General features: G+C 53.7%; 15 protein-coding genes and 1 tRNA gene. 10 read left to right on the top strand and 6 right to left on the bottom strand.

Annotated elements, in window-relative coordinates:
- Positions 1-50 precede the first annotated feature (50 nt).
- The 4 genes from H1D41_RS14510 to H1D41_RS14495 all read right to left on the bottom strand — a co-directional run bounded on the left by H1D41_RS14510 (position 51) and on the right by H1D41_RS14495 (position 2,353).
- Entirely contained in the window at positions 51-362 is a 312-nt protein-coding gene (locus H1D41_RS14510; protein ID WP_228849592.1) for a hypothetical protein, read from the bottom strand.
- Between the two features lie 320 nt (positions 363-682).
- A complete protein-coding gene (locus H1D41_RS14505) occupies positions 683-1,066 on the bottom strand; it encodes a HesB/IscA family protein (protein WP_107498127.1) in 384 nt (127 codons plus the stop codon).
- A gap of 23 nt (positions 1,067-1,089) precedes the next feature.
- Entirely contained in the window at positions 1,090-1,455 is a 366-nt protein-coding gene (locus H1D41_RS14500) for an SUF system Fe-S cluster assembly protein (RefSeq protein WP_228849591.1), read from the bottom strand.
- A 94-nt stretch (positions 1,456-1,549) separates the two neighbouring features.
- A complete protein-coding gene (locus H1D41_RS14495) occupies positions 1,550-2,353 on the bottom strand; it encodes a helix-turn-helix domain-containing protein (protein ID WP_228849590.1) in 804 nt (267 codons plus the stop codon).
- Positions 2,354-2,777: 424 nt separating this feature from the next.
- On the opposite strand from H1D41_RS14495, the gene tgt reads away from it, so the two are divergent.
- From tgt to H1D41_RS14450, 9 genes are all read left to right on the top strand, one after another.
- Positions 2,778-3,905, top strand: a complete 1,128-nt coding sequence (gene tgt / locus H1D41_RS14490; protein ID WP_228849589.1) for a tRNA guanosine(34) transglycosylase Tgt — start codon at positions 2,778-2,780, stop codon at positions 3,903-3,905.
- 293 nt (positions 3,906-4,198) lie between these two features.
- The gene (gene lon / locus H1D41_RS14485; RefSeq protein ID WP_228849588.1) at positions 4,199-6,610 is read left to right on the top strand and encodes an endopeptidase La; all 2,412 of its coding nucleotides are present in this window, start codon (positions 4,199-4,201) and stop codon (positions 6,608-6,610) included.
- A 144-nt stretch (positions 6,611-6,754) separates the two neighbouring features.
- Complete coding sequence (locus tag H1D41_RS14480) at positions 6,755-7,096, top strand: HU family DNA-binding protein (protein WP_107498123.1); 342 nt, start codon at positions 6,755-6,757, stop codon at positions 7,094-7,096.
- Positions 7,097-7,288: 192 nt separating this feature from the next.
- A tRNA-Val gene (locus H1D41_RS14475) sits at positions 7,289-7,364 on the top strand.
- A 144-nt stretch (positions 7,365-7,508) separates the two neighbouring features.
- Positions 7,509-8,264 carry a glycosyltransferase family 25 protein gene (locus H1D41_RS14470; RefSeq protein ID WP_228849587.1) on the top strand — a complete coding sequence of 252 codons (756 nt, stop codon included), beginning with the start codon at positions 7,509-7,511 and terminating at the stop codon, positions 8,262-8,264.
- Positions 8,265-8,656: 392 nt separating this feature from the next.
- A complete protein-coding gene (locus H1D41_RS14465) occupies positions 8,657-9,358 on the top strand; it encodes a Crp/Fnr family transcriptional regulator (RefSeq protein WP_228849586.1) in 702 nt (233 codons plus the stop codon).
- 135 nt (positions 9,359-9,493) lie between these two features.
- Entirely contained in the window at positions 9,494-11,740 is a 2,247-nt protein-coding gene (locus H1D41_RS14460) for a pyridoxal phosphate-dependent decarboxylase family protein (protein ID WP_228849585.1), read from the top strand.
- Positions 11,741-11,793: 53 nt separating this feature from the next.
- Entirely contained in the window at positions 11,794-12,945 is a 1,152-nt protein-coding gene (locus H1D41_RS14455; RefSeq protein WP_228849584.1) for an FIST signal transduction protein, read from the top strand.
- A gap of 1 nt (position 12,946) precedes the next feature.
- The gene (locus H1D41_RS14450) at positions 12,947-13,759 is read left to right on the top strand and encodes an adenylate/guanylate cyclase domain-containing protein (RefSeq protein ID WP_228849583.1); all 813 of its coding nucleotides are present in this window, start codon (positions 12,947-12,949) and stop codon (positions 13,757-13,759) included.
- On the opposite strand, the gene H1D41_RS14445 is transcribed toward H1D41_RS14450, so the two are convergent.
- Complete coding sequence (locus tag H1D41_RS14445) at positions 13,756-14,961, bottom strand: DUF4331 family protein (protein ID WP_228849582.1); 1,206 nt, start codon at positions 14,959-14,961, stop codon at positions 13,756-13,758. The two genes, H1D41_RS14450 and H1D41_RS14445, sit on opposite strands and share 4 nt — an antisense overlap.
- Positions 14,962-15,049: 88 nt before the next feature.
- Complete coding sequence (locus H1D41_RS14440; RefSeq protein WP_228849581.1) at positions 15,050-15,559, bottom strand: phage tail protein; 510 nt, start codon at positions 15,557-15,559, stop codon at positions 15,050-15,052.
- 172 nt (positions 15,560-15,731) lie between these two features.
- Here H1D41_RS14440 and H1D41_RS14435 point away from each other — a divergent pair.
- Positions 15,732-16,626, top strand: an 895-nt coding sequence (locus H1D41_RS14435) for a PKD domain-containing protein (protein ID WP_449271802.1), incomplete at its 3' end; no start/stop codon positions are given.

The following is a 16,626-nucleotide window of genomic DNA, read 5'->3' as shown; positions in this document are numbered from 1 at the left end:
GGAGTTTCCCCCGGGCCTTTTCGTTTCGTCGTGGTTATTAACTTTTAACCTTACCGGTCAGATGCGTCCTCGGATGCCAGCTGGCCTGCGAACCATGCAGCGGCAACCGGGTTCACGCCGCCCTTGGAGGACAGGGTTGCGCCGACGGATGGATTGGCTTGTGTCTCGATGCCTGTGCCAGCCTCAAGCGCCAGATCAGAAAAAATTTCAACAGCTTCTGCTGAAACTGGGGCAGAGCGTTCAACAACAACGCTTTCAATACCGGTGTTGTCCTGGGCGAAATGCGCCTCAACATCTTTGGCACCCGCAAAAGCAGGAGCAGCAACAGTCAGGGCGAGGATGGATGCGATTACAGTTTTCATAGCGTTAACCTTTCAAGGGTCTGGGTGTTTCGAATTTTGGAGGAAGTCTTTGTGCTTCCGATGTGATTGATTTGGGGGTGCTTCAGATCACCTTCAAGACACAGAACCGTGAGGATTGCGTTTTTAATGTTCACACATGCACACCAATCTGTGAGCGGATGAAACAAGCCAAAACGTCAGAATATCGCATGCACAAACCATGCACTTTCTATGCACTACTTATGCATACGCGGGGAACGGGGGATTCAGAGGTTGTTAAAAGCGCGAGCAAAAGAAAACCCGCCACTGGGGCGGGTTCGGGACGTGCGTTCTGGTGGGGCTTACTGTGGCAGTTTTAAATCGCCCGCCGGACCATCCATACCTTCAAAGCGGATACTTTCCCCACATCCGCAGGCGTCTGACACATTGGGGTTGTTGAACTTAAACCCGCTTTCCAGCAGGCCAACTTCATAATCAACCTCTGTGCCGATCAGAAACATCTGCGCCATGGGTGCAATCATCACACGGGCACCATCTTGTTCGACGACTTCATCATGGGTGTCGGCGGCATCGACGTAATCCATCGTGTATTCCATGCCGGCACAGCCACCTTTGCGCACGCCAATGCGCAGGCCCGCATGGCCTTTGGCAACCATGAGCTTTGTGATCTGTTTCACAGCGGCGGGGGTCATGGTGACCGCCTGTTTTCCCGGAATACCAAACATCGCGCGTTTCCTTTTGTCAGGGCTTACATAAAGCCCAGTTCGAGACGTGCCTCATCTGACATCATCTCCATGCCCCAGGGTGGCTCCCAGACAAGTTCAACGCTGACGGACTGAATGCCCGGCAGCGGTTCAATCGCCTCAGCAACCCAACCCGGCATTTCGCCGGCCACAGGGCAACCCGGAGCGGTGAGGGACATCAGAACAGCGACCTCATTGGTGTCACTGATTTCAATCGTATAGATCAGGCCAAGATCGTAGATGTTCACCGGAATTTCCGGGTCAAATACGGAACGGCAGGCCTCGACCACTGTGTCATACATTTCGTGGTTGGTTGAGGAGGGTTTGATCAGCGGGGCGCCTTCCATTGGCGCAGATGTCTCTGCAGTCATCACGGGTCTCTTTCATTACCTGAGTGAAGATATAGGGATTATCGTGAAAGAGGTCCAGAGGTTCTGACCAGCTAAAATGTCGCCACCAGGCTATTCAGCCTTTCGTCAGGAGCAGGGGAGCAACGTCTGTGGGAAGCTCTTCCGGCTTAAAGTAGCGGTGATGTCTTGCAGCAAATACGACAGAGCGTGGATCCGCCGGAAGGCGCTGAAACAGGCAGCGTGCGGTGTTGCTGTAGTTCCCCCGGGGATCCCGGGCAATGGTGGTGTGGCCAGAAAGAAAGACGGAACTGTTGCTGTAGCTGTTGTTCAGGTAAATTGTGATACTGGACAATGATGTCTGGCTGGGGGGCAGAAAAATGGCAATTCCCAGCTCCTGTCCAAGCAGAATACCACGAATTTCGCGTTGCCTGGGAGGCAGTGTATGGGTCATCATGATCGGTGATTTGACGCCATACATACGAAATGTACGAAGACCTCTGGTCGTGCCGATTTGTGCTGGGGTGGCTATATATTGTGCCTTATTTGCCAGTGACTGACGCCAATAGAGATACAGACCATCTTCGATGTGCTTCTGGCCGGGTGTATCGAAATCGCATTCAGGCAGCCAATGGGCAGCATTTTCCCAGAAGTGGCTTGGGGAGGAGGGTTTTCTTTCTGTGCCAGGTTCCGGCAGGGCGTGCAAAGCCTCTTCATCCAGCGGATCTGTCAGAATCCGGGCATCAACACCGAAATAATCGCAAATGCGTGCCAGTATCGGCGGCTTGGGGTAAGATTCGGCACTCAGATACCTGTTGAACTGTGCCCGGTTAATGTCCAGCAGGCGCGCAACTTCGGACACATTGCCAACCTGGTCTGTTAGCCGGCGCAAGTTAAGAGAAAATACTTTGGATACAGACATATAGGATCATTTTTTCCTATGTTTTACAGGGGGGCACGTTCAATCAAAAGATTCACGCAGCGCAAAAGTAAACGTCTAACCTGCAACCTTACAGCTACAATATACATGGTTAATAGCAGAATGGAATCTAAAATGTCTCAATTCTGAGACAGTGCGTCTGATTTCCGAAATTGCAGATCAGCCGGTTGGCGTGCATAAATTGGAATCAGCAGCAGCCGCCATAAAGTTGCTTGTATTAGTTAGTAAGTGCGTCCCGTTCGGATTGCAGCCCCCAGACGTTCCGGGTAGCCGGAATTTCTGGGGGCGAAGTTTTTTATGGAGTCAGGTAATCAATGCACCAGGGCCATCTGTTTTGTGAGAGTTGATCACCTCTGTTTCTTATTTTTCCCTTGGCAACCCAGGAAAATTGGGACATTCGGTCTCTATGACCAAATTCAGCTATTCTTTGAACGCCACCGACGGAAAAGCCCGGACAGGTGTGATATCAACCCCGCGTGGCGACATCCGCACGCCGGCCTTTATGCCTGTGGGCACGGCGGCCACGGTGAAAGCGATGATGCCGGAAAGCGTTGCGGCGACTGGCGCAGATATCCTGCTGGGCAATACGTATCACCTGATGTTGCGCCCGACGGCAGAACGCATTGACCGTCTGGGCGGGCTGCATAAGTTCATGAACTGGGACAAACCCATTCTGACCGACAGCGGCGGGTTTCAGGTCATGAGCCTTGCGGGGCTGCGCAAGCTGACAGAAAAGGGCGTGACTTTCAAAAGTCACATTGACGGGTCCAGTCATGAACTGACCCCGGAACGCAGCATGGAAATTCAGCAGCTTCTGGGGTCTGACATTGTCATGTGTTTTGACGAATGCCCGGCACTGCCTGCGGATAAAGACCGGATTGCCGAAAGCATGCGTCTGTCGATGCGGTGGGCGCAGCGTTCGCGTGATGCCTTTGGTGATCGTCCGGGACATGCGCTGTTTGGTATTATGCAGGGCGGGCTTGAGGCTGATTTGCGTGAGGAATCTGCGCAGGCCCTGCGTGAGATCGGGTTTGATGGCTATGCTGTTGGCGGTCTTGCAGTGGGCGAGGGGCAGGAGAAAATGTTTGACTGTCTTGATTATGCCCCTGGTTTCCTGCCGGAAGATAAGCCGCGTTACCTGATGGGCGTGGGCAAGCCTGACGATATCGTTGGGGCTGTGGCGCGTGGCATTGATATGATGGATTGCGTGTTGCCCAGCCGGTCTGGCCGCACGGGGCAGGTGTTCACGCGCAATGGTGTTGTGAACATCAAAAACGCCCGCCATGCGGATGATCCGCGCCCGTTGGATGAAGCCTGCACATGCCCGGCCTGTTCCAACTATTCCCGCGCGTATCTGCATCACGTTTTCCGCAGCCAGGAAATGATTTCCGGCATGCTGCTGACCTGGCACAACCTGCATTACTTCCAGGAGCTGATGCAGGGCATGCGCGATGCGATCTCTGAAGGACGTTTTGCGGAGTTTGAGAAAACTTTCCACGAAACCCGCGCCCAGGGCGATATTGAGCCGCTGTAAGTTCAGCGGACTGTAAAGTTTACTGGGCTTACCGCAGATCATCTGATGTTCTCAGGGATGTCAGCGGTGATGCATTCTGAGACGGTTTAACCGAATTTAAGAAAATCCATGCCAACTCTGCTATAAAGGTGGGGTTGGCCCCTTGCAGCGGGTTTCTGCAAGGTGCATGATCGCGGCCAACTTATGGGATCAAGGTTGAATATGGGGCATTTCATCCCTATCTCAGATCTCCGAACAGAGAAGACCGTGGCTGCCGTTTGGGGCCTGCGTCTTTTGCTAAGCAAGGATTGATAATGCAAGAGCAACTTAACCAGACCTATCCCGTCCTGCCCCTGCGCGATATTGTGGTTTTCCCCCATATGATCGTGCCGCTTTTTGTCGGCCGGGAACGGTCTATCCGCGCGCTGGAAGAGGTCATGCAGGATGACAAGCAGATCATGCTGTCCTGTCAGATGGATCCTTCCGTAGATGAACCGACTGCGGATGGCATTTTCCGTATTGGTGTGCTGGCAAATGTGCTGCAGCTGCTGAAACTGCCCGATGGCACTGTGAAAGTGCTGGTTGAAGGCAAATCCCGTGTGCAGATCAGCGAATTCGTTGAGAATGATGACTTCTTTGAAGTCCGCGCTGAGCTTTTGGAAGAAGTGCCGGGCGATGAAGCTGTATCAGAAGCCCTGTTGCGGTCTGTTGATCAGGAATTTGAACGTTACGCCCGTATCAAGAAAAACATCCCGGAAGAGGCCCTGACAGCGGTTGCCGACACCCGTGAACCCAATGAACTGGCCGATCTTGTGGCTGGTCACCTGGGGATTGAGGTGGAACAGAAACAGGAAATCCTTGAAATCCTGGATATCGCGGCCCGCCTTGAGAAGATCTATGGTCTGATGCAGGGGGAGCTGTCGGTTCTGCGCGTTGAGAAAAAGATCAAAACCCGCGTGAAATCCCAGATGGAACGCACCCAGCGTGAATATTACCTGAATGAGCAGATGAAAGCCATTCAGAAGGAATTGGGCGACGGTGATGAAGGTCAGAATGAGCTTCAGGAACTGGAAGCGAAGATCGCTGAAACCAAGTTTTCCAAAGAAGCCCGTGAAAAGGTGGATGCGGAAGTTAAGAAACTGAAATCCATGTCACCCATGTCTGCAGAGGCAACAGTGGTGCGCAACTATCTGGACTGGATGCTGTCCATTCCATGGGGTGTGAAATCCCGGGTGAAAAAGGATCTGGCGAACGCGCAGGCGGTTCTGGATAAAGATCACTATGGCCTGGAAAAGGTTAAGGAACGTATCGTTGAATATCTTGCGGTACAACAGCGTTCCAAAAAGCTGAAGGGCCCGATCATGTGCCTTGTCGGCCCTCCTGGTGTGGGTAAAACATCGCTGGGTAAATCTGTTGCCAAGGCGACAGGGCGTGAATTTATCCGCATTTCCCTGGGTGGCGTGCGTGACGAAAGCGAAATCCGCGGTCACCGCCGGACTTACATTGGTTCTATGCCGGGTAAGATCATTCAGGCGCTGAAGAAGGCGAAAACCACCAACCCGCTGATCCTGCTGGATGAGATCGATAAGATGGGTCAGGATTTCCGTGGTGATCCCGCATCTGCGATGCTGGAGGTGCTTGATCCGGAACAGAACTCTACTTTCTCAGATCACTATATGGAGGTTGAATATGACCTCTCTAACGTGATGTTCCTGACCACTGCGAACAGCTATAATATGCCTGGCCCGCTTCTGGACCGGATGGAAATCATTTCCCTTGCCGGTTACACCGAAGATGAGAAGGCTGAGATCGCGCGTCATCACCTGATCGACAAGCAGATCAAAAACCACGGTCTGCGCAAGGGCGAACTGGAAGTGACCGATGGGGCGCTGACTGGTCTGATCCGTCATTACACCCGTGAAGCGGGGGTGCGGAACCTGCAGCGTGAAATCGCGAAACTGGCCCGTAAAGCCGTGACCAAAATCGTTAAGAAAGAAGCCGAAACTGTAAAGATTGACGCGGATAATCTGGATGATTTCCTGGGCGTGAAGAAATTCCGCTTTGGTCTGGCTGAGAAGGACAATCAGGTGGGTGTTGTCACGGGTCTGGCCTGGACGTCGGTTGGCGGCGATCTGCTGCAGATCGAAGCGCTGAAACTGCCTGGTAAGGGCCGTATGAAGACAACCGGTAAGCTTGGCGATGTGATGAAAGAATCCATTGATGCCGCCAGTTCCTTTGTGCGTTCCATCAGCCCTGAAATCGGGGTGAAGCCACCGCATTTTGAAAAGATCGACATCCACGTGCACGTGCCGGAAGGGGCGACGCCAAAGGATGGCCCTTCTGCAGGTGTTGGCATGGTGACCTCTATCGTGTCTGTGCTGACTGGCATTGCTGTAAAGCGTGATGTGGCCATGACTGGCGAGGTTACCTTGCGTGGGAATGTGCTGGCGATTGGTGGTCTGAAGGAAAAACTTCTGGCGGCGCTGCGCGGTGGTATCAAAACCGTGCTGATCCCGGAAGAGAATGAAAAAGACCTGCCGGAAATCCCGGACAATGTGAAAGAAGGTCTGACGATCATTCCGGTCAGCCATGTGTCAGAGGTTCTGAAGCATGCGCTGGTTGAGGCACCAGAGGCCGTTGAATGGGACGAGGTCGCCGAAGAAGCCGCCGCCGCCCAGGCCGCACTGGCGACGAAAACCCAGGCTGGCGTGACGGCGCAGCACTGATACCAGATGACAGAATGACGAAGGCGCGGTTTAGTCCGCGCCTTTTTTCTTTCATACAACGGACATGATTAAAGGATTGTTTAGGGTGGTGTGGGGGAGGCATCCCCGCTATCCTTTGTCTGTAGTTAACGGAGTAAACTTAAAATGAGTTCATCGACCAAGGCACCTGCCAAAGCAAAACCAGCAATAGTTAAGGCGCCAGCAACAGCTGCACCGGCGGCAGCTGCACAAGAGGCCTCTGAAGATACGCGTATTCTGAAGAAACATCTGATTGAAAAAGTTGCACGTCGTGCCGGAGTGCGGAAAAACGAAGTCCGGCCGATCCTTGATGCGATCCTTGAAGAAATTGGCGACAATCTGGCCGAAGACAGTCAGATGGTTTTTCAGCCGCTTGGCAAAATCGTCGTGAAACAGGTCAAGGATATCGGCGGCGCCACGGTCTATACCTGTAAAATCCGTCGATCCGGTGGAAAAACCGAGGCGTGATCCGAAAAAAACCACCCTGCTTTCCAGGGTGGTTTTTTTGTCTGACCTTGAAGGTGGTATCATTCAGTCGCATGGGCGTGGCATTCTACCGGTGTTTGCGGGGTTGCTGAAAAAAGTTCGATTTCAGCGGAAAAACTGCAAAAATCCTCTTGCGCCCCCTGGCGGGTTTCTCTAAATCACCACCTACGGAACGGGTCGTTAGCTCAGTTGGTAGAGCGCTTCGTTTACACCGAAGATGTCGGGAGTTCGAGCCTCTCACGACCCACCATTCGTTCCGTATCTCTTCTCAAATATTGTCGTTGTATCAAAGCATCTGCCCGCAGAGTGAGATAATCTGGGATATATTACCTGAGCTTGATGTCTCTGCTGGCTTAGTTTAGGTGAATCCTGGTAGCTACCAAAAGATATCCTGATGACCATAAATCTTCCAGTCTATTACATTAACCTTGATAGTAGCGTTGATCGACGTGCCTCTATGGAGGCTCAATTGCAGGCTGTGGGTATTACAGATCCTGAACGCGTGTCCGCTTTTGATGGGCGTAAAGTTGATCTCACCCAGGTGAGCGACTGTGATTTGCAAACGGCGCAACGTTTTCTGGGACGGCCACTGCGGGGGGGCGAATACGGATGCTACAAAAGTCATTTGGAGTGCCTGGACAGGTTTCTGGCAACGGACAGCCCTTATGCCATGATCCTTGAAGATGACATTCAGTTTGATGAGAATCTTTTCAGCATAGCGCAAGAAACGATCCGCTTTTTTGAGGATAGTGGTACGCCGTGGGACGCCGTTCACCTTGCGCCCGGCAGGCTGAAGATCTTTGAGTCTGTGGATCAGTTGTCTCATGGGCATGATCTTGTTCAGGCATATTACTTTCCGCAGGTAACCGGGGCTCTTTTGTGGTCTCGGCAAGGGGCGGAAAATATTCGTGACAATCATTCAGTTGTTACCATGCCTGTGGACAGCCAGTTTCGTGAAACCATGACGAAGCGCGCCAGTGGATTTGCCGTATGGCCGACACTTATCAGTTATATTGGGGCGGATAGTGATATCGATGGCGATGCAGGTGGCCGGAAGGTAAATGACCGCAGCTGGTATTACGGTTTGGCAAAACAGCGCAGACTTTGGCGCAACAAGATCACAGCGCGGATCCATAAGCTTAAAGGCTGAACCGCAGTCCTTCCTGCTTTCGAATAATGTTATGGCAGCAAAACCTTTTCGCATTCCGACTGGCGAAGGTGGCATTGCCTGTTTCGCAAGTCCTGCGTCCAGGGGTATGCGTTACACCTGCCCCGTGCGTGTCTGCGATGGCCTTCTGCTTAGGCACAAGGCCGTAAACCGTTTTTCTGGCGATGGTTTTTTCAGCAATTTTCCGATGCTTACAGCTGTTATGATGGGTCAGTTCCGGATCAGAGAGATGTTGCCTTTAGCAGGTGAATATATTTTCTCAGCAATTGTATGCTGTGGCGAGGCATCATATAATATCCCCAGGGTTGAAGCAGGTGGGGACTTGCTGTTGGGACAGCAAACCTGAAATCAACCTGATCAGGGATGGGGGGATTATGTCCGAGGAAAAAGTGCCGGCGTCTGAGCTATCACAGGCGTTGCAGAATTGCAGTCTGTTTGCCGGGATGCGTGAGGATCAGTTGCAGCAAATTGCGGTGCAAACGGACAGGCTGCATGCGTCGCGTGGTCAGTTGGTGATCGTACACGGCGATCCGACGACGGACATGTATTTTCTGTTATCTGGTTCTGTTATCGGACAGATAATTGCAGAAAACGGGCGGGAAATCCTGTTTACAGAAATTGGGCAGAATGGGTATTTCGGGGAGCTTGCAGCCCTGGACAACAGGGCGCGGTCCATCACGATTTCAGCCGGTGCAGATTGCGTTTTTGCGAAGCTCAGCAAGGAACGGTTTCTGAAAATCCTGCATGAGTTTCCTGAAGTCGGAATTAATCTTGCCAGGGACCTTGTTGGTCAATTGCGGAACATGAATGAACGCGTGTTCGGGCTGATCGCACATGATGTTGAAACCCGGGTGCGGGTGCGGGTGATGCAACTGGCGCAGGCCCAGGAGCAACTTGTTGAAGGTGGGATCATCCGGAACACACCAACGCATGAAATGATGGCTGGTTATGTCGGGTCAAACCGGGAAGCGGTCAGCCGTGCGATTGCAAAACTGAACAAGGCTGGCGTGATTGAATCTGAGCGCAAAAAAATTGTGATCCGTGATCTGCGTCAGTTGCTTGCTATGGAGTGTTAAGATTCTTTGAGGAAACGTGCGCAACAGCACATCACTTTTACCCTAAAACCGCAAATCTGCTTCCGGAAAGGGCCAGGCTTCGGATGTGGTTTCTGACATTTATGAGGCTGGCCAAAGACACAATGGGAGCGCTTTATGAGCCTGACTGATAAGCACAAAAAGATCACATCCGTCCTGAACACATTCCATAAACAGGAACGCGATTCCGGGAGAATGGATCTTGATAACAGCAAGGGGTCAAAATCCCTGGCGGGTTGGTTTCTGGGGCCTGTGGCGGAAAATCAGGACGTCCTGGAGCGGGCCGTGGTGCGTGCCGTCGGGGCGCATTGTGATGCCCGCCGTGAATATGGGGCGCAGTTTGATGATCCGCCCTATGTGACACCGGAAATCAAAGCTTCAAGAGAATACCGTGAGACGCTTCATACGCTGGATCACAAGCTTGATGATCTTCTGGGGGCCCTGCACGGATCAATCCCGCTGTCGAGCTATCGCAATCAGTCGCATATGTACTGGGATATCACCATGCCCGGCGCGATCGGGTACTTTGCTGCGATGCTTTACAATCAGAACAATGTTGCCGCTGAGGCTTCGCCTGTGACGACATTGCTGGAAATTGAAGTGGGCAAGGATCTGGCGCGGATGCTGGGCTATACTGTGCCCGATGATGAAACAAAGGGCGGGATTACGCCCTGGGCGCATATCACCTGTGACGGATCGGTGGCCAATGGTGAATCAATGTGGGCGGCGCGCAATCTGAAATATATGCCGATTACGCTGGCCGAGGCCATTCGCAACGAACCCGACATGGCGGCGGGCAAAGATGTGACTGTGACGCTGGCTGACGGGCGGGTTGCGAAGCTTCTGGACCTGAGCTGTTGGGAACTGCTGAACGTTGCTGTTGATGATGTGATCGCCCTGTCACCCCGTCTGCAATCAGATTTCGGCGTGACACAGGCGGCGATCAAAGCTGCGCTTGATACGTATTCTGTGCAGAACCTGGGGCTTGCGGAATACCAGCAGCGCTTTATCGCAAAGGATGTGCAGAACCTGCCCATCGTTCTGGCACCGTCTACGGCACATTATTCCTGGCCGAAAAGTGCGGCCCTTATCGGGTTGGGTGCCAATCAGCTGCACCGTGTTCACGTCGACCTGGATGGGCGCATGCGCATGGATCACCTGCGCGAGATGCTGCAGGAGTGTCTCGACAATAAGCGCCCGGTGCTAGAGGTGGTTGCCGTTATCGGATCTACCGAAGAAAGCGCTGTTGATCCGCTGGCTGATATCGTTGAACTGCGTGATGAATTCCGGTCCAAAGGGCTTGAATTCTGTCTGCATGTCGATGGTGCCTGGGGCGGGTATTTTGCGTCTATGTTGCGCGACAGCAAGGAACCCATTGATCCGGATCAGGCGGATGCGCTGGAACAAACCCCGGCGATGATCATGAGCGATTATGTGCTGCGTCAGTATCGCGCTTTCCGGCATGCAGATACGCAAACCGTTGACCCACACAAGGCGGGTTTTGTGCCTTATCCTGCGGGTGCGCTGTGTTATCGCAACGGCGCGATGCGGGATATGATCACCTTCACGGCCCCCGTTGTGTATCACGGTGGTGTTGACCCGACTGTTGGTGTTTATGGGATCGAGGGTTCCAAACCCGGGGCTGCGGCTGCGGGGGTTTATCTGTCCCATGAAATGATCCGTCCTGATAAGTCAGGATATGGCAAGCTGCTGGGGAAGTGTATTTTTAACTCTAAGCGGTTGTATTCGGAACTGGTATCCCTTGATGGGACAGACGACTTTATCAAAGTTGTTCCTTTTCAACGCCTTCCTGCTGAAAAATCCGCCGAAAGCCCCGATGCCGTCGCAGAGCAGATCGCTTATATCCGCGATAACTTTGTGCCAAGACAAAATAACGAGCTTCTGGATCTTCTGGTGGAAGATCCGAAAGCAAATGCACTGTTCAAAGAGCTTGGATCTGATCAGAATATTGTCACCTATGCGGTGAATTTCAGAACCTCTGAGGGCTGGAACCGTGATCCCGCCCTGATGAATGAACTGAACACAGCGATTTTCAATCACCTGTCCATCAGTACATTTAACGGCGGTACAGTGCCCAAAAATCCAATGTTTGTTACCTCTTCTGCCTTCGATGTGCCCAGCTATGGCCAGACATTTGTCGATGCGTTTGGCACCCGTGCGGGGCTTGATCCGACGGATGGAACATCGCTGTCCTTCCTGATTTCAACCACGCAGGATCCCTGGGTATCCGCCACTGCTGAGGGGAATTATCTTCCGGAAGTTGTCAAAGCTTTCCAAAAGGTTGCAAGAGAAGCTGCAATTGATGTTATGAAAGCGCATGGCATTGCTGTGCCAGAGACATAAGCGCAGATAAAGGCGCGGATCAGGTCAGCTGATCCGCCCAAAGGGGGGATGGAATGTTAAAGGTTGGAACTGGTTGGTCTGATGATCCGGATAGCTTAACAACGACGCAGGAAGCACTGGATATGGCCGTTGAGATGCTGGATGGGCATCCACCCCGGGCCGCGCTGGTGTATGCGGCGGTTGATCTGGACCTTGAGGTGGTGTCGCAGGCCATGCTGGAACGGTTCCCCGATCTGTTGATCGCGGGCTGTACCACGGATGGCGAGATTGCCGGTGGCGAGGGGTTCCTTGAGGATAGCCTTGTTATCACATTGTTTGCCTCAGACAATATCGAGTTTACCGTCGGCATGGGGCAGGGCGCCGTTGCAAATCCGCAAGACGCCACTCTGACAGCCGTGAACCAGGCCCGCGCAGGGACAGAAACCGCCCCATCGCTGGCGATTTCTTTGCTTGAAGGGCTGGGCACAAATATCCACCATCTTGTTGACGGTCTGCGCACGGCTTTGGGCGCGGATGTACCGATTGTCGGGGGGGCTGCCGGGGATCAGCTGCGGTTTGAAGGGACACGTCAGATCTGCAATGACGTGGTCACCAGTGATGCGGTTGTGGTGCTTATGTTGCATGGGCCTCTTGTGGTGTCATCTGGCGTTTCAACCGGATACACGCCGCTTGGTCAGCCACATGTGGTCACCAGAGCCGAAGGTCAGGTTGTGTATGAGATCGGTGATCGCCCGGCCGCAGAACTTTATGCTGATTACCTGCAGCAACCGTCAATTTTTTACCCGTTGGCTGTGCGTGATGAAAGCCGCAGATCGCTTGTTCTGAGTTCGCCTCTGAATTTTGACGCGGAAACTGGCGCATTGCATCTGGTCAACCCGGTGGCGCAGGACAGCGAAGTGCAGCTTGCGACCGCATCCCGCCAGGAAATCATTGATGCGGCGCGCAATGCGGTTGGTCAGGCCGCTGCCGGTTTCGGGGATTGCAACGTTGACGTGGCTTTGCTGTTTTCCTGCGCCGGAAGACGGGCGACGCTTGGGACCCGCACAGGGGAAGAATACGCGGGTATTAAAGACATTATTGGCGCGGATGTCCCCACGGCCGGGTTTTATTGTTACGGGGAAATAGGCCCCGATATCATGAACGGCCCGTCTTTGACCCATACCAACGCTTTCATTGCGGTTCTGATCGGGTCGCCCGAAAGCTGACATGGACAAAGAACGCGAGGTCCTGCGCCTGAAACGGCGGCTGGAGCGTTCGCAAATGCGGCGCACCGAACTGGAACATCTGATTGACACAGGCCAGTCCTTTCAGCGCCGTGTGCTGGAAGAGGTTGAGGCATCAAAAGCGGCACTGGAAGAACTCCACGCGCAATTGCAGCAAGAGCAGGGCCGCACGGTGAAGCTTTTGCATTCAATTATGCCTGAATCTATCGCGCAGGAGCTGCGCGAAGACGGGGGCGTTGTGCCCCGGCGCTTTGACAATGCGACGGTGATGTTTGCGGATTTTGTCGGTTTCACGGCCCATGCAGAAACGCTGGACCCAATGATCCTCGTGCAGATTCTGGATCAGTATTATTCCGAATTTGACCGCATCGCTGCCCGGCACGGCGTGGAGAAGGTGAAAACCATTGGTGACGCTTACATGTGTGTTGCCGGATTACATGCAGATAGCCAGCCTGCTGATCACATGATTAGCGCAGCGCAGGACTGTCTGACATTTGTGAAAACCGTACGTCCCTTTGGGATTTCAGACGACATGCCCCTGTGGCAGATCCGGATCGGGATTAACGCGGGGCCGGTCTCTACCGGGGTGATTGGCCAGGACCGGCTGAGCTTTGATATCTGGGGGGATACGGTGAATACCGCTGCGCGCCTTGTGCGGGGCAGTGCTGTGAACAGCATGCTTGTGTCGCAAAGTACGGTGGATCTGCTGAGCACCGCGCAGGGGTTTCGGTCAGACGGGGAAATTCAGCTGCGGGGTCGCGGGCCGGTCCGTGTGTTCCGGCCCACGCAGGATTAATCCATGTAAATCGGAGCAACCGGTTCCACCGGCAGGCCGGGTTTCCAGGCCTGATTGATGGAAGGCGCGGCATAGGGGAAATGATCCGGGTTCAGATCCTGATCAGAGGTGCGCGGCAGGAAACTGTCCGTGTCTTCATACATGAAAGGGTTCACGTCTTTGATGGTCCAGTAGATCGCATCTTCCGCGAATGAACGCCCGTTTGGGTAACCCGGATCAAGGGATGGATCCCAGCGCAGCATATCCGGTGCGTAAAAGGTGACATGTTCCTCGATGTCATCTTTCAGGACTTCCAGCCGTTCAAAGCTGAAACGGAACTGTGCGCCGAAATCTTCAAGGCCCTGATCAGGGCCGGCTGCATTATAGGCGTCGTTAAATGCGCCCACCGTGTCATAGTGGTGCCCGTTGCTTTCCACCGGCAGATAATGCCATTTGTTATAGCCAACGGGTGGATCGACAAAGAAGATGCCCTGCACACCGGCGCGGCCCATGCGATCAACAGAATGCCCCAGGCTATCCGCGACCACGGCCCAGTAGTTCAGGGTCTGATCTGCAAGTTCAGGGATTTCAAGCACGATCAGGGTCATATCGGTGACGCCAAATGCACCAAGCGATGTGGGAGCAGAGGGCAGGTGATCACCACCGGCCAGGGCCTGTTTGATGGCTTGCGCTGCAGGGGCCTGAACAGAGGTGAAGTTAAAGAAAAACGGATCGCGGCGCGGGCCGACAAACAGAAGTTCGCCATTGTCGCCATGGGTGACTTCCAGAGGGGCATTCAACGCGGTTGTGAAACCTTCCCCCACCATTTCACCGACCCATTCATGGGACTGGGCATCACGCCCTTCCGCGCGCAGCATTTCAAGGCGCTGTTTCTGGCTGTCGTCTTCCAGATCAAAGACCCGGATTTTATAGGCGATGTCAGCCAGGGCGTCGTCATTTGTATCCAGCTTGAACATATAGATACGTTCCGGATCAAGCCGGATTTCATCTGATGCCTGGGTGCCCGGCGCGCCGCTGCCGGACAGCGGGTTCAGCGTATAGGCCATGGTCAACCCGCCGGTTTGTGCGCCCTTAAACATAAAGCTGTCGCCAATGTCAGACATCGGGTCCATTTGTGTTGCGGGTGCATCGCGGTGATCAGAGGCATAAGCCATTTGACCCGCAAGTGCCGTAACAGCGATCAGTGATAAAGGTTTTTTCATTTCAGTGCCTTGTTTGATTTGTCCCCAATACAGCTTAGGCGGGAATGTGATCCCGCCCAAGTGTTTTTGATAGCAGACCGGCCCCTGGTCAGCTGCGGGATGGATAAATGCCCTGAAGCGCGATGATGTAGTTCACGGCGAGGCTTGGCTGAATATTGTCGTGGCCGTGACCTGAACCGCCACCGCTGATGGTTTCTGCGGCAAGTGGGACAGTTGGGCTTGTTGTCGCGGTGTAGATTTCACTGCGTCCCAGCATGTCACCCTGAGGGCGGCTGTTGTCGGCGGGGGCATTGGCAACATTCATTGTATGGCTGTGTTCTGGCAATTGATTAGCCGTCAGGGACACTTGTTCTGCCCCATAGGGATGTCCCAGCTGACGGTTTGTCAGGCCAGGTCCCTGGCCTTCATGGATCGGGGCGCGGCCCCGTAAATCCGGCAGGGCAAAATTTGTCCGGCCATCGCCGCCGTATGTGGTGCCGATCAGGCTGAACAGGGCTTCGTTTGAGGAAATGGGCAGAAGCTGACCGTCGCAGAACGCCCACCCGCGGGGGGCAAAGGTTCCGCCGAAAATCATGATCTGTGCAATGAAAGGTTCCATGAGTGAACTCCGTATTGGATGTGCTGAATGTCCGGCTTTCCGGACCGCTCCCCTCACTGTGAACAGGGATATCGGGATGATTTCTGTGCCCAGCGACACAGAGTTAATTTTTTCTGACATTTACCTTGATTGCAGTTTTTGGGGCGCTCCGCTCACTGCAATGGATGATACAATGAAACCGAACTGCTTACGAACTTACACGTTTGCTGCCCTGACACTGGGCACGCTATCCGCCGGACCGGCCCATGCTTTGGGCGGAGTGGGCTATTTTGATGTCACAGAGGCACTCGATGGCGTTTCAGATTCGAGATGTACTATTAATTCTTACTACGATGACACCGAGGTTGGTGTCGGTTTTAAAAACAGATATGCAGGCGGAAACGTTTGGGATAGTGCGACGGAAACGATTATCAACTGGGGCACGGGTGATATTCAGGCAAGTGATTTCATCGAGTTTTGTGAAATTACAGCGATCGAAAATTTTGTTACTGACGGAGCAAATGGCACGTTTGCAGCAGATGATTTTGTTGGTGTGAGCTTTGCCGGCCAGCATGGTGGTCAGTGGTATAACTACAGGATTGGCGTCGAGGGTGTCTCAGGTACGCATTATGTGAAATCGCGCACACCCATTCCGCCCCCGAACACGCCGCCAACCGCCGATGCGGGCAGCGATCAGAGCGTGGCATCCGGTGCTGGCGTGACGCTGAACGGGTCTGCTTCCGATGCGAATGACGTGGGTCAGATGCTGACGTACAGCTGGCTTCAGACCGGGGGCGTTTCTGTGACGCTGAACGATGGCACTGTGGCAAGCCCGGTGTTTACGGCCCCCGTGGTTGCGATTAGCGACAGTGAGATCCTCACTTTCCGCCTGATTGTGAACGACGGGTTTGTCGATTCCACTCTGGACACGGTTGCGATCACGGTGAACGGCCCGGTCAATACGCCGCCAACCGCCGATGCGGGCAGCGATCAGAGCGTGGCATCCGGTGCTGGCGTGACGCTGAACGGGTCTGCTTCCGATGCGAATGACGTGGGTCAGATGCTGACGTACAGCTGGCTTCAGACCG

It is taken from the genome of Halocynthiibacter styelae, from assembly GCF_016123485.1.
Taxonomy (GTDB): Bacteria; Pseudomonadota; Alphaproteobacteria; order Rhodobacterales; family Rhodobacteraceae; genus Halocynthiibacter; species Halocynthiibacter styelae.
This window is presented reverse-complemented; position numbering and strand designations above follow the sequence as displayed.